This window comes from Gluconobacter sp. Dm-62 (assembly GCF_018256155.1).
Taxonomy (GTDB): domain Bacteria; phylum Pseudomonadota; class Alphaproteobacteria; order Acetobacterales; family Acetobacteraceae; genus Gluconobacter.
Map to the genome: position 1 here is coordinate 30783 of NZ_JAERLY010000004.1, position 22108 is coordinate 52890.

General features: G+C 61.9%; 22 protein-coding genes and 1 tRNA gene. 14 read left to right on the forward strand and 9 right to left on the reverse strand.

The features are described from left to right. Positions 1–3 precede the first annotated feature (3 nt). From gltB to JK202_RS06110, 3 genes are all read right to left on the reverse strand, one after another. Positions 4–4524, reverse strand: a complete 4521-nt coding sequence (gene gltB / locus JK202_RS06100) for a glutamate synthase large subunit (protein WP_211559265.1) — start codon at positions 4522–4524, stop codon at positions 4–6. Then, complete coding sequence (locus JK202_RS06105) at positions 4521–5960, reverse strand: NAD(P)-dependent oxidoreductase (RefSeq protein ID WP_211559266.1); 1440 nt, start codon at positions 5958–5960, stop codon at positions 4521–4523. Before JK202_RS06105 ends, gltB begins: the two co-directional genes overlap by 4 nt. Positions 5961–6115: 155 nt before the next feature. Next, positions 6116–7114 carry a complex I NDUFA9 subunit family protein gene (locus JK202_RS06110; RefSeq protein ID WP_211559269.1) on the reverse strand — a complete coding sequence of 333 codons (999 nt, stop codon included), beginning with the start codon at positions 7112–7114 and terminating at the stop codon, positions 6116–6118. Positions 7115–7223: 109 nt separating this feature from the next. Here JK202_RS06110 and JK202_RS06115 point away from each other — a divergent pair. The 10 genes from JK202_RS06115 to JK202_RS06160 all read left to right on the forward strand — a co-directional run bounded on the left by JK202_RS06115 (position 7224) and on the right by JK202_RS06160 (position 14113). Further along, positions 7224–7310, forward strand: a tRNA-Leu gene (locus JK202_RS06115). Positions 7311–7372: 62 nt separating this feature from the next. Continuing rightward, positions 7373–8017 carry a ribonuclease D gene (locus JK202_RS06120; RefSeq protein ID WP_211559270.1) on the forward strand — a complete coding sequence of 215 codons (645 nt, stop codon included), beginning with the start codon at positions 7373–7375 and terminating at the stop codon, positions 8015–8017. 18 nt (positions 8018–8035) lie between these two features. Beyond that, entirely contained in the window at positions 8036–9034 is a 999-nt protein-coding gene (locus tag JK202_RS06125; RefSeq protein ID WP_211559272.1) for an SIS domain-containing protein, read from the forward strand. Next, positions 9031–9807, forward strand: coding sequence for an LPS export ABC transporter periplasmic protein LptC (gene lptC / locus JK202_RS06130; RefSeq protein WP_211559274.1), 777 nt, complete (start codon positions 9031–9033; stop codon positions 9805–9807). Before JK202_RS06125 ends, lptC begins: the two co-directional genes overlap by 4 nt. Further along, positions 9804–10760: an LptA/OstA family protein gene (locus JK202_RS06135; RefSeq protein WP_211559276.1), complete on the forward strand. Its 957-nt coding sequence runs from the start codon at positions 9804–9806 to the stop codon at positions 10758–10760. The genes lptC and JK202_RS06135 overlap by 4 nt, the downstream gene beginning before the upstream one ends. Continuing rightward, positions 10757–11512 carry an LPS export ABC transporter ATP-binding protein gene (gene lptB / locus JK202_RS06140; RefSeq protein ID WP_194264695.1) on the forward strand — a complete coding sequence of 252 codons (756 nt, stop codon included), beginning with the start codon at positions 10757–10759 and terminating at the stop codon, positions 11510–11512. Before JK202_RS06135 ends, lptB begins: the two co-directional genes overlap by 4 nt. Before the next feature lie 9 nt (positions 11513–11521). After that, complete coding sequence (gene rpoN, locus JK202_RS06145) at positions 11522–12838, forward strand: RNA polymerase factor sigma-54 (RefSeq protein ID WP_211559278.1); 1317 nt, start codon at positions 11522–11524, stop codon at positions 12836–12838. A 144-nt stretch (positions 12839–12982) separates the two neighbouring features. Continuing rightward, the gene (locus tag JK202_RS06150; protein WP_211559281.1) at positions 12983–13225 is read left to right on the forward strand and encodes a hypothetical protein; all 243 of its coding nucleotides are present in this window, start codon (positions 12983–12985) and stop codon (positions 13223–13225) included. A gap of 4 nt (positions 13226–13229) precedes the next feature. Then, complete coding sequence (locus JK202_RS06155) at positions 13230–13388, forward strand: hypothetical protein (protein WP_211559282.1); 159 nt, start codon at positions 13230–13232, stop codon at positions 13386–13388. Between the two features lie 62 nt (positions 13389–13450). Further along, the gene (locus JK202_RS06160) at positions 13451–14113 is read left to right on the forward strand and encodes a hypothetical protein (protein WP_211559284.1); all 663 of its coding nucleotides are present in this window, start codon (positions 13451–13453) and stop codon (positions 14111–14113) included. A gap of 91 nt (positions 14114–14204) precedes the next feature. Here JK202_RS06160 and JK202_RS06165 read toward each other — a convergent pair whose 3' ends face one another. The 3 genes from JK202_RS06165 to JK202_RS06175 all read right to left on the reverse strand — a co-directional run bounded on the left by JK202_RS06165 (position 14205) and on the right by JK202_RS06175 (position 15434). After that, complete coding sequence (locus JK202_RS06165; protein WP_211559286.1) at positions 14205–14567, reverse strand: RidA family protein; 363 nt, start codon at positions 14565–14567, stop codon at positions 14205–14207. Positions 14568–14590: 23 nt separating this feature from the next. Next, positions 14591–14842, reverse strand: coding sequence for a DUF1150 family protein (locus JK202_RS06170; RefSeq protein WP_194688144.1), 252 nt, complete (start codon positions 14840–14842; stop codon positions 14591–14593). 79 nt (positions 14843–14921) lie between these two features. Then, entirely contained in the window at positions 14922–15434 is a 513-nt protein-coding gene (locus JK202_RS06175) for an Hsp20 family protein (RefSeq protein ID WP_211559288.1), read from the reverse strand. Positions 15435–15625: 191 nt separating this feature from the next. Between JK202_RS06175 and def the strand changes: the two genes are divergently transcribed. The 3 genes from def to truA are packed head-to-tail and all read left to right on the forward strand — an operon-like array spanning position 15626 to position 17897. Then, complete coding sequence (gene def, locus JK202_RS06180; protein ID WP_211559291.1) at positions 15626–16180, forward strand: peptide deformylase; 555 nt, start codon at positions 15626–15628, stop codon at positions 16178–16180. A gap of 6 nt (positions 16181–16186) precedes the next feature. Beyond that, positions 16187–17101 carry a methionyl-tRNA formyltransferase gene (gene fmt, locus JK202_RS06185; RefSeq protein WP_211559292.1) on the forward strand — a complete coding sequence of 305 codons (915 nt, stop codon included), beginning with the start codon at positions 16187–16189 and terminating at the stop codon, positions 17099–17101. After that, positions 17094–17897, forward strand: coding sequence for a tRNA pseudouridine(38-40) synthase TruA (gene truA, locus JK202_RS06190; protein WP_211559295.1), 804 nt, complete (start codon positions 17094–17096; stop codon positions 17895–17897). The genes fmt and truA overlap by 8 nt, the downstream gene beginning before the upstream one ends. Here the strand turns inward: truA and JK202_RS06195 are convergent. The 3 genes from JK202_RS06195 to dapD are packed head-to-tail and all read right to left on the reverse strand — an operon-like array spanning position 17894 to position 20495. Further along, positions 17894–18517 carry a hypothetical protein gene (locus tag JK202_RS06195; RefSeq protein WP_349291834.1) on the reverse strand — a complete coding sequence of 208 codons (624 nt, stop codon included), beginning with the start codon at positions 18515–18517 and terminating at the stop codon, positions 17894–17896. The genes truA and JK202_RS06195 overlap by 4 nt on opposite strands. Further along, the gene (dapE, locus tag JK202_RS06200) at positions 18514–19659 is read right to left on the reverse strand and encodes a succinyl-diaminopimelate desuccinylase (RefSeq protein ID WP_211559297.1); all 1146 of its coding nucleotides are present in this window, start codon (positions 19657–19659) and stop codon (positions 18514–18516) included. The genes JK202_RS06195 and dapE overlap by 4 nt, the downstream gene beginning before the upstream one ends. A 5-nt stretch (positions 19660–19664) precedes the next feature. Further along, on the reverse strand, positions 19665–20495 hold the full coding sequence (dapD, locus tag JK202_RS06205; RefSeq protein WP_211559665.1) for a 2,3,4,5-tetrahydropyridine-2,6-dicarboxylate N-succinyltransferase: 831 nt from the start codon (positions 20493–20495) through the stop codon (positions 19665–19667). 211 nt (positions 20496–20706) lie between these two features. Between dapD and JK202_RS06210 the strand changes: the two genes are divergently transcribed. Beyond that, entirely contained in the window at positions 20707–22080 is a 1374-nt protein-coding gene (locus tag JK202_RS06210) for a GGDEF domain-containing protein (protein WP_211559667.1), read from the forward strand. Positions 22081–22108 lie beyond the last annotated feature (28 nt).

Below are 22108 nucleotides of genomic sequence, written 5' to 3' on the forward strand. Positions count from 1 at the left end.
TCTTCAGGCCGAAAGCTGCGACAGGTCTTCCTGAACATAGCCGATGATCCGCGCATAATCGCGCGGCACGACATGCCAGAACCGCTCCAGCGTCCGCTCCCAGCAATGGAGCAGATCTTCGGCATAGGTGCTGCCCGTCTCCGTCACATGCCGCTCCACAAGTGCGCGAAGCTCCTGATCCCAGCGGCTGCCAGCCTGCACGCGGCTCCAGATTACCGTATCGGGGTTGATCTGCGCCTCAAACCGCCCCTTCACATCCAGCACGTAAGCCATGCCCCCCGTGAAACCGGCGCCAAAATTGTCGCCCGTCTCCCCAAGGATCACGACCGTCCCGCCGGTCATGTATTCGCAGCCATTCGAGCCACAGCCCTCGACCACGGCCGTCGCACCCGAGTTACGCACCGCAAAGCGCTCACCCGCCTGCCCGGCCGCAAACAGCGAACCCGCCGTCGCGCCGTACAGAACCGTATTGCCAATAATCGCGCTCTGCTCGGACGCCCACTGCGCCGCCGGTGACTTGCGGACAACGATCGTCGCCCCCGAAAGCCCCTTGCCGACATAGTCGTTGGCATCGCCCTCGACCTCGATCTTGAGCCCCTGCACACCAAACGCACCCAGCGACTGCCCGGCCGAACCGCGCAGCGACAGCGTAAGCTGCCCTTCCGGAAGCTCCTTCATGCCGAACTTGCGCGTAATCAGCCCCGAAACCCGCGTACCGATCGCACGATGCGTGTTCTGCACCGTGTAATGCAGATGCAGCTTCTCCCGGCGCTCAAACAACGCCGTCGCATCAGGGATGATCTGCCCGTCCAGCGTCTCGGGAACCTCGTTGCGCCCCTCACGGGTGCAGAACCGCGCATGACCACCCGGATCGGCCTGAACCAGCAGCGAGTTCAGATCCAGATCATCCAGGTAATCCGCACCACGCGACACCTGACGCAGCATGTCCGTCCGCCCGATCACCTCTTCAAGCGACCGCACACCCAGATCCGCCAGAATGTGCCGGATGTCTTCCGCAATCAGCGTGAACAGATTGATGACCTTCTCCGGCGATCCCCCGAACTTCTCGCGAAGCTTTTCATCCTGCACACACACACCCACCGGGCAGGTGTTGGAGTGGCACTGACGCACCATGATGCAGCCCATCGCCACGAGTGCGGCCGTACCGATACCGAACTCTTCCGCACCCAGCATCGCCGCCATGACAACGTCACGCCCGGTCTTGATGCCACCATCGGTCCGCAGCACCAGACGATGCCGCAGCCGATTCAGCATCAGCACCTGATGCGCCTCCGACAGTCCCATCTCCCAGGGCAGACCCGCATAATGGATCGAAGACTGCGGGCTCGCACCCGTCCCGCCCGAATGACCGGAAATCAGGATCGCATCCGCCTTGGCCTTCGCCACACCGGCCGCAATCGTGCCGATGCCGGTTCGCGCCACCAGCTTGACCGTGACGGTCGCCGTCGGATTGATCTGCTTGAGATCGTAAATGAGCTGCGCCAGATCCTCGATCGAATAGATGTCATGATGCGGCGGCGGCGAAATCAGCGTCACCCCCGGGGTCGCATGACGCAGACGCCCGATCAGCTCCGTCACCTTGAAGCCCGGAAGCTGCCCACCCTCGCCGGGCTTCGCACCCTGCGCCATCTTGATCTCGATCTCGCGGCAGTCATTCAGATACTGCGCGGTCACGCCAAAACGCCCGGACGCCACCTGCTTGATCGCCGAAGATGCATTGTCCCCGTTCGGACGCGGCTTGGAACGCTCAGCATCCTCGCCACCCTCACCAGAATCGGACTTCGCGCCAATCCGGTTCATGGCAATCGCCAGCGTCTCATGCGCCTCGGGGCTCAGCGCACCCAGCGAAATTCCCGGCGCCACCAGACGACGGCGGATCTGCGTGATGCTCTCGACCTCATCCACCGGAACCGGCGCATGGGCCGGCTTGAAATCCAGCAGATCACGCAGCGCCACAGGCGGCATCTGACGCACCGCATCCGCATAACGCCGGTACAACGTAAAGCTGTTCGCCGTCACCGCACTCTGAAGCATATGCACGAGCTGCCCGGAGAACGCATGCGTCTCCCCCTGACGGCGTAGTTTGTAACGCCCACCGACCGGCAGCGCCTCAACCTTCCGGTCCCACGCCGCCGCATGCGCGCCAAGAATGTTGCGCGCAATCCCCGGCAGACCAATCCCCGAAATCCGCGACGGCATGCCCGGGAAGAACTCGGCCACCAGAGCACGGGACAGCCCGATCGCCTCGAAATTATACCCGCCACGATAGGCCGAAATGATCGAAATGCCCGACTTGGACATGATCTTGAGCAGACCCTTGTCCACGGCCTTGCGATACCGCTCCATCGCCTCACGCAGGGACATCTTGCCAAACAGCCCGCGCCGCAGCCGGTCCGCCACGCAATACTGCGCCAGAGCCGGATTCACCGTCGTAGCACCCACGCCGATCGTCACGGCAATCGCATGAACATCGATCGCCCCGGACGTCCGCACGTTCAGCGACGTGAACGTCCGCAGCGAATTGCGCACCAGATGGATATGCACGGCTGCGGTGGCGAGGATCATCGGAATCGCAACGCGCGTCGCATCCGTATTGTCATCCGTCAGGAACAGATGCGTGCACCCGCCACGAACATGATCCTCAGCCTGCGCCCGGATGGACGCAATCGCTGCCCGCAGACCTTCCTCGCCTTCTTCGGCCGGGAAGGTGCAGTCGATCGCGCCCGCATTCTCGCCGCAGACCCGCCGCAGTTCGTCGAATTCACCAATCGTGAGCACCGGGCTCGGCAGCTGCAACAGATCGCACTGCTCCGGCGCCTGATCGAGAATGTTTCCCAGATTGCCCAGCCGCGTAATCAGGCTCATCACCCGCGTCTCACGCAGGGAATCGATCGGCGGGTTCGTAACCTGGCTGAACCCCTGACGGAAATAATGCGCCAGCCCGCGATAGATCTTCGACAGCACCTGAAGCGGCGTATCATCACCCATCGAGCCCAGAGCCTCAGCCGCATTCTCCACCATCGGGTGCAGAATGGTCTCCAGCTCCTCATGCGTCAGACTGACCGCCACCTGATGCCGCCGCAGCACATCCGGGTCCAGCGCCTCAGGCTCGACCACATCGCGCACGATCGGCTCGATATCGCGGATGCGCTTTACCCAGCCCTGGAAATCCTGACGCGACGCCAGCAGCTCCAGAAGCTCTTCAGACTGGTAAAGCCGCCCTTCCTTCAGATCGAGCGCCAGCGTCTGCCCCGGACCAAGCCGCCCACGGCTCCTCACGCGCGCATCCGGCACCCGGACCATCCCGGTCTCGGAGCCCACAATAAGCAACCCGTCCTGAGTGATGCTGTACCGCAGCGGACGCAGCCCGGCCCGGTCCAGCCCCGCCACAACCCAGCGTCCGTCCGTCGCACACAAAGCCGCCGGGCCATCCCAGGGCTCGATGACCGCATTGCAGTACCGGAACAGCGCCCGCGCCGCGTCAGACATCGCCGAGTTCGCACCGCCAGAGGCCGGCACCAGCATCGTCTTCGCCATCGGCGCATCCCGCCCGGCGAAGGTCAGCAGCTCGAACACATTGTCCAGCACCGCCGTATCGGAACCGGCAGCCTGCACGACGGGCTTGAGGTCCGCCATGTACGGGTCCAGCTCCGGATGCGCGAGCCGCGTCTCATGCGAGCGCATCCAGTTCGTGTTGCCCGAAATCGTATTGATCTCGCCGTTATGCGCTACTTTCCGGAACGGCTGGGCCAACTTCCAGGTCGGGAACGTGTTGGTCGAATACCGCTGATGGTAGATCGCAAACCGCGACACAAACCGCTCATCCAGCAGATCCGGATAAAAATCCGTCAGGTTTTCCGCAAGGAACATGCCCTTGTAGATCACCGAGCGGCAGGACATCGAACATACATACAGATCAACCTGCTGCGCCGTCGCCTGCTTCTCGATCCGCCGCCGCAGAACATAAAGATCACGCTCGAACTCGTCTTCGGACCGGCCGAGGCGGTTGCGGATCATGATCTGCTCGATTTCCGGCCGCGTCTGGTTGGCCTTCTCGCCAATGCATGCCGTATCAATCGGCACCTGACGCCAGCCATAGATCCCGTAACCGAAGTTCAGGATCTCCGTCTCAATGATCTGACGGCCCCGCTCCTGCGAGCCCAGATCGGTCTTGGGCAGGAACACCATGCCCACCGCAATGCGGCCGTCGATCGTATCGTCGCTGGAGCCATTATGGATCGCCTCGGCGAAGAAATCCTGCGGGATTTCCACATGAATGCCCGCGCCATCGCCGGTCTTGCCATCTGCATCAACCGCACCGCGATGCCAGATATTGCCCAGCGCCTCGATGCCCGCCTGAACCACACTGCGCGACGGCTTGCCATCCAGCGCCGCGACCAGACCCACACCACAGGAATCGCGCTCCTGCGACGGGTCATACAGCCCCTTCAGCCGTTCGACGTTCTCGGCATACTCGCGGATGAAATCGTTATTCTGTGTCATTCCGCGGCCTCCAGAGAACCGGTTACTGTTTCAGTCAGATGATGATGGATCGCATCGGCCGCATCCCGGCCGTCCTTGATCGCCCAGACAACCAGGCTCGCCCCGCGCACGATGTCGCCCCCGGCAAACACACCCGGTAGACTCGTCGCAAAGCCCCCGGGCGGCACCGTCAGAGTGCCCCAGCGCGTCACAGCCAGATCGGGAGCGGAAAACTGCCCCGGCAGATCCTCGGGATCAAAGCCAAGAGCCTTGATGACCAGATCGCCCTCGATCACGTCATGCTGCCCCGTGCCCTCGATGGACCGGCGCCCCGACGCATCCGGCGACCCCAGACGCATCTTCAGCACCCGTACACCCGACACGCTGCCATCGCCCAGAAACGCTTCCGGCGAGGCCAGCCATTCGAAATGTGCGCCTTCTTCCTCGGCATTGTAAACTTCCTGTCGCGACCCCGGCATATTCGCCCGGTCCCGACGGTAAACGCATGTCACACGCTCGGCACCCTGACGGATCGACGTGCGCACGCAGTCCATGGCCGTGTCACCACCGCCAATGACCACGACCCGACGCCCCTTCGCATGAAGTGCTGCGTCCTCGCCCGGATCTTCGTCATAGCCGCGACGGTTCGACGCCGTCAGGAAGTCGATCGCATCGACAACACCCTCAAGCCCGGCCCCCGGCACCTTCACATCACGCGAGCGATACACACCCGTCGCAAGAAACACCGCATCATGCCGCGCCCGCAGTTCCTCGAGCGCCATCTCACCTGCACCCGAACCAACAGACGTGGAGAGATGGAACACAATTCCCTGCGCCTCCAGCAGCGCATGACGCCGCGCAATGACATGCTTTTCCAGCTTGAAGCTCGGAATACCGTAAGTCATGAGCCCGCCCACACGGTCCTGACGCTCATAGACATGAACCTCATAACCCTGCGCCCGCAGCCGCTCCGCACAGGCCAGCCCCGCCGGCCCGGACCCCACGATACCGACACTGCGCCCAAGATCCCGGTCCGGAAGCGACGGCTTCACCCAGCCCTGCTCGAACGCATTTTCGGTAATGAACCGCTCGACAGCGCCAATGGTGACGCTCTCGAAGCCCTTGTTGATGACGCAGTTGCCTTCGCACAGCCGATCCTGCGGACAGATCCGCCCACAGATCTCCGGGAACGTATTCGTCGCGGACGACATCTCATACGCTTCCTCAAGGCGGTCCTCAGCCGTCAGCTTCAGCCAGTCGGGAATGTTGTTCCCCAGCGGACAATGCACGGAGCAGAACGGAATCCCGCACTGCGAACAACGCGACGCCTGCTCTTCCGCCCGGCTGCGCGCGAACCCACGATAAATTTCCCCGAAGTCCTGACGGCGCTCTGCAGCGTCGCGCTTCTCCGGAAGCACCTGGGGGTGGGTGACGAACTGCAACATCCGTTCGGCCATGCGTCGTGTCTCCTGCAAACATGCCAGTCCGAATGCAGCTATTCCGTCACTTTATCCAATAACAGTCAGTGATGCTGACCTTTCATGCGAAATGACCCATCTTCGCGCCGCATGAGCCATTTTTCACACAATATTTTAGGACCATATCGGTCCCTTCACTTCCGGAAGCGCCGCCAGCTCTCACAAATGCTGCCCTTCAGATACCCCGGCACAACGCTCCGCATCGCTGTGGGCGTAATCCCGAGCGACTTCAGATTGTCCGGCCCAGGCTGCACCACATTATCCTGCCCCATCATCACAACCTGATCGCGCGTCAGCAGATGCCCCGGCAGCGGCTCAAGAATTTCCGCCTCCAGCTTCGCCACCCAGCCCGGCACAGAGACCAGCAGCCGACGACGCCCTGAAGCCTCCAGCACAAACGCCATCAGCTCCTTCATCGTCAGCACATCCGGCCCACCAGCCTCGACCGTCATGCCCTCACGACCCGGCTCAACAAGCGCAATCGCCGCCTGCGCCACGTCCCCCACATAGACGGGCTGGAAATGCGTTCCCGCCGCAAAGACCGGCAGAACCGGCGAAAGCTTCGCAATCAACGCAAACATGTTGAAGAAACTGTCCTCCGGCCCGAAAATCACCGAAGGCCGCAACAATGCCGCTTCCGGAAACACCTCGCGCACCCCTTTTTCAGCCAGCCCCTTGCTGCGTCCGTAATTTCCCGGCGATTTTACGGACGCGCCGATAGCGGACATGTGCACATACTGTTCCACCCCCTCGCGTCGCGCCACGAGAGCTGCCAGTCGCGCCCCTTCCACATTAACCCGATGCATCGCCTGCACATCCGGCGACATGATCGAAACAAGATTGATCCCGGCATCCGCCCCATTGAACAGACGCTCCAGCGATTCTGCATCATTCACGGACGCCCTGATGAATTCCACGCGCCCATCGCCCGGAAATCGCGCCAGCGCCTGATCCGCATCCGGGTTGCGGCTCCCCACCCGCACCACATGCCCTGACGCTACAAGTCGCCCGACAAGATTGCGCCCGACAAAGCCTCCCCCGCCCAGAACCGCCACAACCCGGCGCCTGCCGCCATTCGCGACATCATTTCCAGCTCCGCCACCGGTCCCGTCCACGGAAAAATTTCTACGCATTTTTGCTTTTCTTTCAGTTTGGCTGTTGACGCCCCATACGTGCAGGGGTAAACGCCTCTTCACCGAGCCGGGATGCCTCAGGAAACTGAAAAAACCCGGTGCTTTCTGAGCCCAGATGGCGGAATTGGTAGACGCGCAGGTTTCAGGTACCTGTGTCCGAAAGGACGTGGAAGTTCGAGTCTTCTTCTGGGCACCACAGACGATCAGGCAGCATACTGCCTCGATCCTCTGGTGATCAAAAAAATTTGGTGACGACAAATGAGTTCGCAGACCGCCATCCATCTTCATGACGGCGATCTGCCGGATGACTTTGATCTTGGCCCTCTCGTCGCCATCGATACCGAGACCATGGGTCTCAATCCCCACCGTGACCGCCTCTGCCTCGTCCAGCTTTCAGCCGGCGACGGTGAAGCCCATCTCGTCCAGATCAAACCGGTCTCAATGGGCGGCCGTGGTTATGACTGCCCAAATCTCAAGGCGCTCCTGACAGACGATTCCGTCACCAAGCTGATGCATTTTGCACGCTTTGACGTCGCAGTCCTGCAGAACGCCTTCAACATCACAGTCCCGTCGGTCATCTGCACCAAGATCGCCGCCCGGCTGGTCTACACCTTCACCGACCGCCACGGCCTGGCCTATCTGTGCCGCGACCTGCTCGGCGTCGAGATCTCCAAACACCAGCAGAGCTCGGACTGGGGCGCTGACACCCTCACCCCCGAGCAGCTCCGCTATGCCGCTTCGGACGTGCTGTATCTTCACGCATTGTGGGATAAGCTCGAAGCCATGCTGATCCGTGAAAACCGCCGTGACCTCGCCCAGGCCTGCTACGATTTCCTTCCGGCCCGCTGCCGGCTAGACCTGCTGGGCTACGAAGAGCCCGACATTTTCTCGCATCGCGCCTGAGTTCCGGCCCGGCTGATCATGAACCGCCCGTCGCCCCGTCCGGCCCGTACCGCGCTCGATTCGGCGCTCCAGACCGCCGCCATCGAGCGCAATGGCCTTGAAGCCCTCGAACACGCCCTCAAGGGACCGCTCGGCCTTGCTTTCAGCGAAGCAGTGGACTGCATCGCCGGGAGCGCAGGCCGCCTGATCGTTACCGGAATCGGCAAATCCGGCCACATCGCCCGCAAGGTTCAGGCCACCCTTGCCTCTACTGGCACGCGGTCGCTGTTCCTGCACCCCGCCGAAGCTGCCCATGGCGATCTCGGCATGGTGGCGCCTGGCGACCTGATCCTGGCGTTCTCCAATTCTGGCGAAACCACCGAACTCGCCGCGATTCTGGCCTATGCCGCCCGACAGAACCACTGCGTAATCGCCATCACCGCGGTCGCCACGTCCGCCCTCGCCCGCGCCGCACGGATCCCGCTGGTCCTCCCCACCAGCACCGAGGCCTGCCCGATGGGTCTTGCCCCCACGACCAGCACGCTTCTGCAACTCGCCCTCGGGGACGCACTGGCCATCGCCCTGCTCGAAAAACGCGGCTTCACAGCCCGCGATTTCGGTGCCTTCCATCCCGGCGGCCTACTCGGCGCAAGGCTGCGCCCCATCAGCGAACTGATGCATACCGGCGAAGCCCTCCCGCTCGGACAGGGCAGTCTCCCACTGCGCTCCGTCATTCTCGAGATGACACGCAAGTCTTTCGGGTGCATGGGTGTCCTTGATGACAATGGTGTACTTCAGGGCCTTATTACGGACGCCGATCTGCGCCGCGCCATCTCCGGTGATCTCGACACGATCACGGCCGCAGACGTCATGAACCGGACCCCTGTTACCGCAACCCCCCTCACACTGGCGCAGGATGTCCTGCAACTCATGAACCAGCGCGCGCGCCCCATCACGAGCCTGTTCGTCGTGGACGAAAACCGCCGCCCCGCGGGAATCGTCCATATCCATGACCTCCTGCGAAGCGGCCTGTCATGAACACTCCTACACCTGACAATGGCGATCACCGCATCCGCCGGGATGATTTCGACCCCAACCGCACCGAAAGTCTGGCCCGTCTGGACAGCCTGCGCCGCGCCGCCTTCCAGCGGATCCGTCAGGCCCCGGACGCCGATCAGCTCGCCCGCCGCCGTTCGCTGCTGGGTTTCGCCAAATGGGCACTGCCCGGTCTGGCCCTCGTCCTCCTCAGCTCCATCGCCGCCTGGCCCGAGATTTCCCATCTCATGAATCAGAACCGCGCCGCCCTGAAGGAAATGGCCCGCCTGCGCGTGGAAAGCGGCAACATGGAACAGGCCACCTATCGCGGGCTGGACGTTCACAACCACCTCTACATGATCACGGCCCGCACCACCCACCAGCAGGGTCCTGACCGCGTGGATCTGGTCGATCCCGTCGCCGACATCCAGCTCTCCGGCAACTCCTGGGCGCATATCAAGTCCGATCGCGGCGTCTACATGCAACACGAACAGACCCTCAATCTCGACGATCATGTCGTGCTGTACCGCGATGACGGCCTCCTGATGAACGGCCCTTCCGCCGATCTGGACCTTAAGGCCGACGTTATCGCCTCGCGCGACTGGGTGCATGCAGAAGGACCTTTCGGCAAGCAGGACGCCCAAGGCTATTTTCTGGACCAGCATGCAGGTATCATGCAGTTTACAGGACCGGGACTAACGGTCCGCAACGATGACAACGGCCCTCCGAGTGCGGCGGCCCGCCAGCACCTGCAAGGACTGAAGACAGAGAAATGACTCCCCGCCCCGCAGCACTCCTACCGCTCCTCGTCGCCCTCCCCCTGGCCCTAACCCTTGCTCAGGCCCATGCGGACGGGCTGGACATGTCCCACGGCGATGCAGTGCAGCTCTTCTGGAAAAAAGAAGAGATCTACGACCGCAACGCTCAGACCGTCACACTCACGGGGGGCGCCCGCGCCGTCCGCGGTGACGTGACCGTCGATGCGGATACGCTGATCGGCTACCTGCGCAAGAAAACTCCACCCCCGGGGCAGCCCGCTCCCCCGCCGCCGCCGGCCGATGCCAAAGGCAACGGAAACGGCGACCCGATGGGCGGCTCGCTCGAGCTGTACCGGATCGAAGCACGCGGCAACGTCCATATCTACAACCAGACCGATCAGGGCTGGGGCGATCACGCCCTGTATGACATGGATCAGGCCGTCATGGTCATGACCGGCAAACACCTGAAGCTGACCACCCCGCAGGATGTCCTGACGGCACGCGATGTCATGGAATACCATTCCAAAACGCGCATGTCAGTCGGCCGCGGTGATGCCACCGTCACAACCAATGACGGCAAGCAGGTCAAAGCGGACGTGCTGGTCTCATTCAGCAAACCCAACGACGCTCCCCCCGCAGGTCAGCCACAAGCGGCCCAGCCCGCTGCCGACGCCTCCAATCCGATGGGCGGCGGCTCGTCGAAGCTGGACCGCGCCTATGGCTGGGGCCATGTCATCCTGCGCACCCAGACCCAGACCGGCACCGGCGATCGCGGAGTGTATGTTTTCGACACCCAGATCGCCCGCCTGATCGGACATGTGCATGTCACGCAGGGGCAGAACCAGAACAATGGGTCACAGGCCGTTGTGAACATGAAGACCGGCATCGCAACCATGCTGCCGGGCACGGATTCGCCCATTCAGGGGCTCGTCGTGCCGAACGAGGCCAACAGCAGCCAGGCACCCAAGTGACAGACAGCTACATCCCCCCTCAGCCGCCCTCAACCGGCCTGGTCGCAAGCGGCATCGGCAAGTCCTACAAGAAGCGCGCCGTCGTCAAGAACGTCTCGCTTCAGGTCCAGCGCGGCGAAGCGGTCGGCCTGCTCGGCCCGAACGGCGCGGGCAAGACAACGAGCTTCTACATGATCGTCGGCCTCGTTCAGCCCGACACCGGCACCATTACGCTGGACGGCGCCGATATCACGCAGCTCCCGATGTACCGCCGCGCCCGCCTTGGCGTCGGCTATCTGCCGCAGGAAGCCAGCATTTTCCGTGGCCTGAACGTCGAACAGAACATCATGGCCGCCCTCGAAGTCGTCGAGCCGGACCCGGAAAAGCGCGACCTGATGCTCAACGGCCTGCTGGCCGAGTTCGGCATCACCCATCTGCGCCGCTCCCCCTCGCTGGCTCTGTCGGGCGGTGAACGCCGCCGTCTGGAAATTGCCCGCGCGCTCGCCAGCCAGCCGAACTACATCCTGCTCGACGAACCCCTCGCCGGCATCGACCCGATCGCCGTCGGTGAAATCCGCGATCTCGTTTCTCATCTGAAAGACCGAGGCATCGGCGTGCTGATTACGGACCATAACGTCCGCGAAACGCTCGAAGTCATCGACCGCGCCTATATCATGCATGGCGGTCAGGTGCTGATGGAAGGCACCCCCGAAGCCATCGTCGCGAACGAAGATGTCCGCCGGGTCTATCTCGGAGAGAATTTCTCGCTGTAACATGCCGGGATGCTTGTCCCGGGCCTGATCCAGCGTCAGTCGCAGTCTCTCGTCATGACGCCTCAGTTGCGTCAGGCGATTGCCCTGCTGCAATACACACAGACCGATCTCGCCCAGCATCTCCAGCAGGTCTGCGAAACCAACCCGTTCCTCATTCTGGAACCCGGTGACACAGCCTCTGACGCCACATCCGCGTCAGACGACTTCCACGACGACGACCCGGACCGCTTCACCGCAGCCTCCGACCGCCCGGAAACCGCAGCTCCGCCCCCGTCCAACCGCGACGATCTGATCCTTCAGATCCGCCTCTCCATCTCACCGGACGAACAGCAGGCCGCCTTTCACCTGCTGGACAGTCTCGACGAAACCGGCCGCCTGCCCGTTTCCGTCACGGATCTCGCCGCCGAAATACATATGGACGCGCCGAAACTTGAAGCGATCCGCCAGACCCTCATGCATCTTGAGCCCGCAGGCCTCTTCGCCCGCTCACTCGAAGAATGCCTCGCCGCCCAGCTCCGGCTCCGCAATCGCCTCGACCCCGCGATGCAGATCCTGCTCGACAATCTGGATCTCCTCGCCCGCCGGGACTGGCGCAAACTGCGCGAAAAATGCGCCCTCGATCAGGACGACCTGCTGGACATGCTCGCCGAAATCCAGGCGCTGGATCCGCGCCCCGGCCTGAGCCTGCCACCCCCCACCCCACCGATCGAACCCGACCTGATCGTGCGCCCCAACGGCTCTGGCTTCCGCCTGACCCTCAACACACGCCTGCTCCCCAAACTCCGCCTCGACGACACACTGCGCGCGCAGATCGACAGCCGAACAGAAGCCGGAAAAATCCTTTTGGCCTGCGCCACCGAAGCCAACGCCCTGATCCGCGCCCTGCAAAGCCGAAAACAGTCGCTTCTCACGGTGGGCAGCGCCATCATCCAGCATCAGGCCGACTTCCTGCGCGATGGCCCTGCCGCCCTGCGCCCCCTGACCATGCGCGAAATCGCCGAGCGTACTGAATTGCACGAAAGCACCATCAGCCGCATCGTCAGCAACAAATACATCGACACCCCACAGGGCACAGTCCCGCTCAAACTGTTCTTCTCCACCGCCCTGACCTCCGAAGACGGCACCACCCAGAGCGCCCACGCCATCCAGCACCGCCTTCAGGCCCTGATCTCAGCCGAAGGCGACAACGTCCTGTCCGACGACGCCCTGACAACCCTTCTGCAACAGGAAGGCTTCTCCATCCAGCGCCGCACCGTCGCCAAATATCGCGAAGGTCTCGGGATCGCAAAATCCAGTCAACGCAAAAGACTGCGCCGTACCTCCTGAGAAACCGAGGCAGCCCCGTTCCCACACCCGACAGAACAGGACAGGCTAATTTCCCGCCTCTCTATTGAAAATAATTTGTGTCAAACCATGTTTAGGAGACAGGCAGCATCTCTCACAGACGCTGAAACGACAGGAATATTTCCAATGTCCAACGATGCCCTTCCCCATGAATCCTCGGCGCTACATCACCTCGCCGAAAAAGCGCACCGCCAGCCCAAATTACTGACGAAAAGCGAAGTCGAGGAACTGGCCCATTTCGTCCTCAAGGGCGCCGAAGGCGCGACTGAGGAACAGAAAGAAATTGCCAAACGCGCGCTGCATAATCCCGAAGGCGTGGAAAGCTCCGACATCACCGCCCTCGCCACCCAGATCCTGACAAGGAAGTAATTCCATGACCGGCCATTCCCACGAACTTCCCTCCCAGCAGAAACTCGAGCAGCGCCTCAAGGAAGTCGAACGCGACCTCGCCCGCGCTGAGACATCGGACCCCGAGCGCATCCATGCCCTGACAGCCGAAATCAAGAAAATCCAGTCCGAGCTTCAGGACTAATTTTTCCTATTACTGACCTGTTTTCTTACCGTCCAAGAGCACATCTCACGGCAAAGGCCACAATGAACAACCATCCCATACGCCTTCCATGGGTCGGATCGCGATACGAAGATACTCGTGTACTCATTATGGGTGAAAGTCATCATTGTGATCCTGCCGATGAGTTCTCCCTCAACCTGACCCTTCGCGCCGTTGGTGCAAATTGCGACGGGACTCTCCCGTCTACATTTTTCAACGATATCAAAGATGCCGTTCTCGGCGAATTCTCTAACGCGACGCCGTCAAAAGAATTCTGGAACCAGTTCGCATTCGCCAATTTCTGCCAAGGCGCTGTCATCCGAAAGGAAGGATCTCCGTTGGAGAAGGCAACCCCTCAGATGTACAGGTCGGGCGAACAGGCTTTACCTACAATTATTTCCCTGCTTAAACCTCGGAAAGTACTTCTATTCTCCAGAGAATGCTGGAAGAAATACACTAAAAATATTCCTTCCATCTCTCGCGACAAGAAATTCGATCCCATCACATGTCCTGACGGAAAAAAGGCAGAAGTCCATTACTATGCTTCTGACGAACTTCTTTTCGCCTTCAGCTGTCTTTCCCTTTATCATCCAGGCTCATGGAATCGATCTGGACAAAGTGCAGGATACTGGCACCCAGTCATAACCGATTTTCTATCGCGAGATTTTCCAACAAACAGCACTATAGCTAACAGCTTGCCTGTTTGACCGACTGATTTTTTATGGAAACAGCGCAAAAAAGCCGCCTTCCAAATCCGAAAGACGGCTTTCTCATTCCCAAAAACCCGGAAACAAAACCCTACTTCAACGCAGCAATCGCCGTCATCTCAACACGCCATTCCGGCACAGCCAGCTTCGCCTCAACCGTCGCGCGGGCCGGTTTGCTCGCCGTATCCAGCCACGCATCCCACGCCCGGTTCATCGCACCGATTTCTCCGATATCCGTCAGGAAAATCTGCACCGACAAAATCCGGCTCTTGTCCGTCCCGAGCGATGCCAAAAGTGCATCGATCTGGCGCAGGATGTCGATCGTCTGCCCTTCCGTATCGAGGCTGGCATCATCCGCAACCTGACCGGCCAGATAGGCCAGCCCGTTATGGACCACCACGCCCGCAAGGCGCTCTTCTTCGAGGTGACGGGAAATATCGGCGTTCTTGCTCACGGGCGTGGACCTTCTGGCTGGAGTTACTGAAGCAGGGTCGGGATCATCTCGTGTTCGAGGATCGCATCAAGCGCGCTCTCCTCATCGTCCGCGACCGCCATCGGCGTGCCGTCAGCGGCATGAATGGCCACGACCAGCTCCCCGTCATGCATGACAGATTTGACATAGGCGAGGTGGGACATGCCCAGCGTCAGGAGCTGAGGCCCCGTAATGCGGCGCAGATCCGCAGGGAGTTTGTCGTCCGAACGATCACCGTTTTCGAAGGGATTGTTCAATTCAGGTTCCTTCTGAAGCCGCAGCGACATCCCGCCCGGCCTTGAGTTCAGTCTGTAAGAAATGACCGCGCGACCGGCCTTATTCGTCGTCGATATCGCGCGCCGGGCGCGTCGTGCGCCGCGTTTTCACAACGGGCGGCACCACTTCGTGATGGACCGTCGGCCCCGGCGCAGGGCTGCGTCGCCCCTGCGAAATTGCAATCCGCTTGACCCGCACTTCCGGCTCCGGACGCAGAAGATCGATATGCAGCAGCCCGTTATCAAGCCAGGCACCACCGATCTCGATACCTTCCGCCAATACGAACGCCTTGTGGAACTGCCGCGCGGCAATCCCGCGATGCAGAAAAATGCGCCCCTGGCTGTCATCCGCCTGACGCCCGCGGATCACGAGCTGGTTGTCTTCCTGCGTGATCTGCAGATCGTCCATGACGAAACCCGCAACAGCCAGCGTAATGCGCAGGGCCGTGGAGCTGAGCTGCTCGATGTTGTAGGGGGGATAACCGTCGGACGTCGATTTGGCGGCACGCTCAAGCATCTGCTCGAGGTGATCGAAACCGAGGAACATCGGGGACGTGAACAGGCGACCGGACATAGGGCTAAAGCCTCCTCCATGAGCGAGACATACACAGGGCCGGTCCCATCATGCGGCAACCGGCTGACCCTACGATATGGTGTCCACCCCTACAGATGCAAGCTCTGCCCTCATGGGACAGCGCGGAAAACCTGCACTCAAACCTCATCTTGGACTGGCATTCGGCGCCCGCGCTCGCTACATCGCAGGGCATGAGCGAATTCGATTTCCTGTCCGGCATCGACGATGTGCCGCCCACCCCGATCCTGATCGCCCCCCAGCCCGTGCTGCGGGAGGTCACCCGCGACGTGCGCCCCGAAGACATCGCCTTCATCCGCGACCAGCTTCCGGGCATGTTTTCAGCCATGTACAAGGCTCCGGGCATCGGCCTCGCCGCCCCGCAGGTCGGCCTTGGCATGCGCTTCGCCCTGGTGGACGTGGCCGAGGAAGACGCCCCGCGTGAGCCCATGCTGCTGATCAACCCGGAAATCATTTCTGATTCCGATCAGCTCGCCGCGCGTGAGGAAGGCTGCCTCTCACTGCCGAACCAGTATGCCGAAGTCGTCCGTCCCGAATCGATCCGCGTGCGCTACCGCAACCTCGCGGGCGAAACGCTCGAGCGGGATGCGTCCGGCCTGCTCGCCACCTGCATCCAGCACGAGATGGACCATCTCGACGGCATCCTGTTCGTCGATCACCTCTCGACGCTCAAGCGCAACATGATCATGCGCCGCCTCGCCAAAGAGCAGAAACTCGGAAGGCGCTGATCCCCGATGCGGCTGATTTTCATGGGAACGCCGGACTTCTCGGTCCCGGCACTGCACGCCCTGCTCAAGGCAGGTCACGAGGTGGTCGTGGTCTACACGCAGCCACCCCGCCCGGCAGGACGCGGCAAGGCGCTCCGCCGCTCGCCGGTCCATGAAGCCGCCGAAGCCGCAGGCATCGAGGTCCGCACCCCTGCACGCGTCCGCCGCGATACGGCCGAACACGACGCCTTCGCCGCGCTGAACGCCGATGCCGCCGTGGTCGCCGCCTATGGTCTCATTCTGCCAAAAGCGATGCTGGACGCCCCGCGTCTGGGCTGCCTGAACATCCATGCGAGCCTCCTGCCCCGCTGGCGTGGGGCATCGCCCATCCAGTCTGCCATCCTCGCAGGAGATGCCCAGAGCGGCGTCTCCATTATGCAGATGGATGAAGGCCTCGACACCGGCGCGGTCCTGCTGGAAGAAGCCACACCGATCAGCGCGACTGATACCGCGAGCACGCTGCACGATCGCCTGTCCGAAATCGGTGGCCGGTTGGTTGTCCGTGCGCTCGCCGAACAGCCGAAACCTGTGCCGCAGCCCGAAGACGGCGTCACTTGCGCCGAACGCCTGACCCGCGATCATGGCCGCATCGACTGGACGCGCACCGCCGCCGAGATCGACCGCCAGATCCGCGGCCTCACTCCCTGGCCCGGCGCGTTCACAACGCTCGACGACGTAGTCCTGAAAATCGGCAGCGCCACTCCGCTGCCCACGGAAAGCCACAGCGCAGACCCCGGCACAACGCTCGACGATGCCCTGACCATCGCCTGTGGCACCGGCGCCCTGCGTCTCGACCGCCTGCAAAAACCCGGACGCAGCATGATGTCCGCTGCCGATTTCCTGCGCGGCCAGCCCCTCCCGAAAGGGACGCGCCTTGTCTGACACGCAGACCGCAACACCCACCGGTCTCAACCGCTGGGCGCTGCGCATCGAATATGACGGCACCGGCTATGTCGGCTGGCAGAAACAGCATGAAGGCACGTCCATTCAGAGCCTGATCGAGGCCGCTGCCACAAAACTCGTACGCAACCGTGCCGTCCCGAGCATCACGGCCGGACGGACCGATGCCGGCGTTCACGCTGCGGGCATGGTCATCCATCTCGATTTCCCGGATGACGCCCCGATCGATGCCCGACAGATCCGCGAAGGCATGGGCTACCACCTCAAGCCACACCGCGTGGTCGTGCTCGAAGCCGCAAAGGTCGGCCCGGAGTGGAACGCGCGTTTCTCCGCCACATGGCGCAGCTACCGCTACACCATCCTCAATCGCGTCGCCCGCCCTGGCCTGATGGAAAACCGCGTCTGGCACATCAAACGCCCGCTGGACGTCACGCTGATGCAGCAGGCCGCAAACCACCTGCTCGGCCCGCATGACTTCACGTCATTCCGCGCCGTGGCCTGTCAGGCCAGAAGCCCCATCCGCACGCTGGACATCCTGAACATCCACCGCGATGGCGATCTGGTCATGATCGACACGAAGGCGCGCTCCTTCCTGCATCATCAGGTCCGCAACATGGCCGGCACCCTGATGATGATCGGCTCACATCAGTGGCCTGTCGATAAAATGATCGATATTCTGGACGCCAAAGACCGCTGTGCAGCCGGACAGACAGCCCCGCCAGAAGGGCTCTGCCTGATGGATGTCGGCTACCCCGACAATCCCTTCACCCGGACCTAGGACGACAGCCCGAGCAGGTCCACAAACGCATTGTAATGCGGTGGCAGAAGCCACAACACCCAGAGCAGCCCCACCACCGGCAGCGTCTGCAACACGGTCATCAAAAACGCCTGCCACCTTGTGGTCACAAGCCCGACCTTCGTCACATACCAGGTCAGCCACAGCGTGTAGAGCTGCGCTCCAAAGGCGAGCCCCGCCAGCGCCTGACCGGATGCGGCCGCCCCCGGCAACACCAGATGCAACACACCCTGCGCCATGATGAGCATGGCCAGCGGCAGCCACCCACACCACAAAGACGCCGTAGCATAGCGCGTCCACAAGCCCTTACGGCTCAGAAACCCCGCATAAAACTCCGACACCACAAGCTGCAACAGCGTGCAGACCAGCGGCACCACAGCCCGCACCAGCCCCATGAACAGCTCCGCCGGCGGCAGCATAAACGCCATCCACACGCCGATCAGCGCCAGCGCAATGGTAGGCGCAAGCGCTGCAAACAACGCTCCCGCTCCAGGTGCGAAACAGTTGATTCCTTCGGACCGTCCCCGCCCCAGAAGCCACACGCCCAGAGGGATGGCCATGGTGCCAGAAGGTAGAAACTGACCCGGCCGTCCGGAATTCACAGTCCGTATCCTTCCATGAACGCCAGATAGATCCGCGTCAGATCCTCCAGTGTTCCAAGCTCAACGTTCTCGTCCCGCTTGTGCATGGTCGCTCCGACAAGCCCGAACTCCGCGACCTCGCAATACCGCGAAATGAACCGCGCATCCGACGTCCCACCGCCCGTATCCAGTCGGGGCACACGCCCCGTCACGGTCCGGACAGCCTCAGAAAGACACGTCACCGCATCGCCCGGCTGCGTCAGAAACGACTCACCACTGATCGACACATGCACATCCGCCTGCGGCGCATGACGTCGCACCACGTCCTCGATCCACGCCCTCAGCGCGGCCCCGGTATGCAGATCATTGAACCGGATATTCAGCCGCCCGACAGCCTGCGCGGGAATAACATTGGTCGCAGCATTGCCAACATCGATGCTCGTGACCTGAAGGGACGACGGATCAAACCACTCGCTCCCCGCATCCAGCTCCCGCGCCGTCAGTTCGGAAAACGCCGCCAGCAGACGATGCACCGGATTATCCGCCAGATGCGGATACGCCACATGCCCCTGCGTCCCCTGCACGGTTACAACAGCATTCATGCTGCCCCGACGCCCGATCTTGATGACATCACCCAGAGCTTCGGGATTGGTAGGCTCGCCCAGAATACAGAAATCCGGAAGCTCACCGCGCTCCGCCAGCCATTCCATGACCGGCTTGGTGCCGAAATGTGCCGGGCCTTCCTCATCTCCCGTAATCAGCAGCGAGATAGAACCCTTCAGCGGCCCCTGTTCCAGCCGCCGCGCCACGGCCGCTACGAAACAGGCCACCCCGCCCTTCATGTCCGCGATCCCGCGCCCATAAAGCCGACCGTCCTGAACCACGGCCGCAAACGGATCATGCGCCCAGCCCTCACCCGGCGGGACAACATCCGTATGCCCTGCAAAACAGAGCACAGGATGCCCCGTCCCCAGCCGGGCATACAGATTAGGCGTCGGCGCCTCAGCAGGACCAAACGGAAGATGGACCGTCTCGAACCCCATCCCTTCCAGCGCCGCAGCGAGAAGAGCCTGAGCCCCCCCATCCGCGGGGGTTACAGACGGACATCGCAGAAGATCCCGCGCCAGCGCCACAGGATCTGTCGGCAGGCGTGATCCGGTCACGATACTCAGTCGCGCAGAAGATCGTTGATGGACGTCTTCGAACGTGTCCGCTCATCCACACGCTTGACGATCACCGCACAGGCCAGCGACGGCATGCCCGGCTCCTTCGGAGGCAGCGTGCCGGGGATCACGACAGAATAGGCCGGAACCCGTCCCATAAAGATCTCACCCGTCGCACGGTCCACGATCTTGGTGGACGCACCAAGGAACACACCCATCGACAGGACGGAGCCCTTTTCGACAACCACGCCCTCGGCCACTTCCGAGCGCGCACCGATGAAGCAGTCGTCCTCAATGATGACCGGAGCAGCCTGCAAGGGCTCCAGAACGCCACCAATGCCTGCACCGCCGCTGATATGGCAGTTCTTGCCAATCTGCGCACAGGAACCAACCGTTGCCCAAGTGTCGATCATCGTGCCGCTATCGACGCGCGCGCCCACATTCACAAAGCTCGGCATCAGCACCACATTCGGCGCAATAAACGCGGAACGACGCACGATTGCACCCGGAACCGCGCGGAACCCGGCCTCGGCAAAACGGAACTGGTCCCAGCCGTCAAACTTCAGCGGAACCTTGTCAAAAGCAGGCTCGCCACCGCAACCACGCTCCATGACCCGGCTGTCATTCAGACGGAACGAGAGCAGGACGGCCTTCTTCAGCCACTCATGAACGATCCAGCCTTCTGCGGAAGGCTCGGCAACGCGCAAAGTTCCGGCATCAAGCGCGGACAGGGCTTTTTCCACGATGTCGCGGTCTTCGCCTTCCGTACGGGCGCTGAGAGTCGTACGGCGCTCCCAGAGAGCTTCGATGGCAGTACGGAGGGGTGCATTCGGCATCATGTCGGTCCGGTAAGAAGAAGCAGAAATCCGCCGGACCATGCGGTTCCGGGCGTTTCATGTCAACGGATCTTTACCCCGGACATCATCCTGCAGAGATCGCGGTATTGGTAATGACTTCTTAACCGCCGGCGCTTATGAAAACCAAAGGGCTTCAAAGGGCTGGCCCAGCTGGAAGCTCTTTCTGCGGGATTCGTCACCCTTGCCTGATATGCGTTCCCTGTTCTCCCAGATCATGAATGGCTCGTCCCCCGACAGCCCTGTCACGTCTCAGCATGACTTGCGAAACATGCTGGCGTCGACACTCGAAAGCCGCGAACGCTGGCGATCACTACTCTATCAGGCCGTGGATCTGGTTTTCGAAACGGACAACCGGGGCCGGATCATCGTGATTTCTCCCGAAACATGGCTCGGCCAACCCACCACCGCACTGATCGGACGCCCGTTCAGTACATTATGTGGCTCAGTCGACATCCTCCAGCCTCACACAGGCTCGCCCCTCCAGATCACAAGCCCGCAGGGTACGCCCCTGACCGTGATCCTTTCATCCTGCCCGTTTCACGACAGTGCAGGCCAGATCACCGGAACACGTGGCACCCTCAAGGCTATCTCCTCCCGCGTTGACACACCCGTCCACCCGCCGGCACCCGCCAAAGTCGAGGCCACACCTCTTCCTGAAAATAACGGGGTCGCCATCCTCGCGGCCGTCACAACCGCACTCCGCAAGGCCATCGTGCCGAGACTTGCCTCCGCCGCCGCAATGGAAGCGCTGCTCGCTCCCCTCGCGGCCGAAGGTGCCCTGCAGGATACGGCCAACCCGAAAAGCCTGCTCTACAGCTCCTCCCCTCTCCCCAGCGACATCCAGAATGTCCTGTCCACCAGCACGTCGCAAACCGGCACCAGTGTTTTCCGGGCGGGAACACGGCACGCCCTGATCTGTCGTGAGAACATCCGCAGCCTCAAGCAGCTCTACCTCGTCGTCTGGCGCGCCGAACCCTGGTCCATCGTGGACCAGCAGCTGTGCCAGACTGTCTGTTCCCTGCTGACAGGGTTCTGGGAACTGGACAGCATCCACCGCCGGATCCTGATCGATTCCGACTACGACATTTCGTCGAACCTGCTGAACTGGAACGGCCTGAAAGCGGAAATCGAACGCCGCGCCCGCCGGCTCGATCAGGAGACCATGCCCGCGACCCTGATCGTTGCCCGCGTCCCCGGCCTGACAGAACTGTCAAAGACCCACGGCTTCGAAGGCGGCGAGGATGCGTTGCGGCAGTGCGTGGCGCTCCTGCGCAAAGCTGTCCGCCCGACAGATGCCATTGGCCGTATCAGCAACAATGTTTTCGGGCTCTGGATGGACGGTGGCGATCGCTTCGCCGCAGCAGAACGGGCCGAACGTATGACGGCCCACGGTATTCCGATTCTGATCGACCCGCCGGTGCACCTGCCACTGCAACTCGGACTGGTCTCCCGCGAAGCCAACGCACAGGAAACACCCGAGACCCTGCTGGAACGCGGCATGCAGGCTTTGCAGGAGGGAGTGGCCGAAAACAGAAAATGGCGCTTCTCACACGAAGCGCCATAATCCTCAGTCCAGTTCCTGTATCTACCAT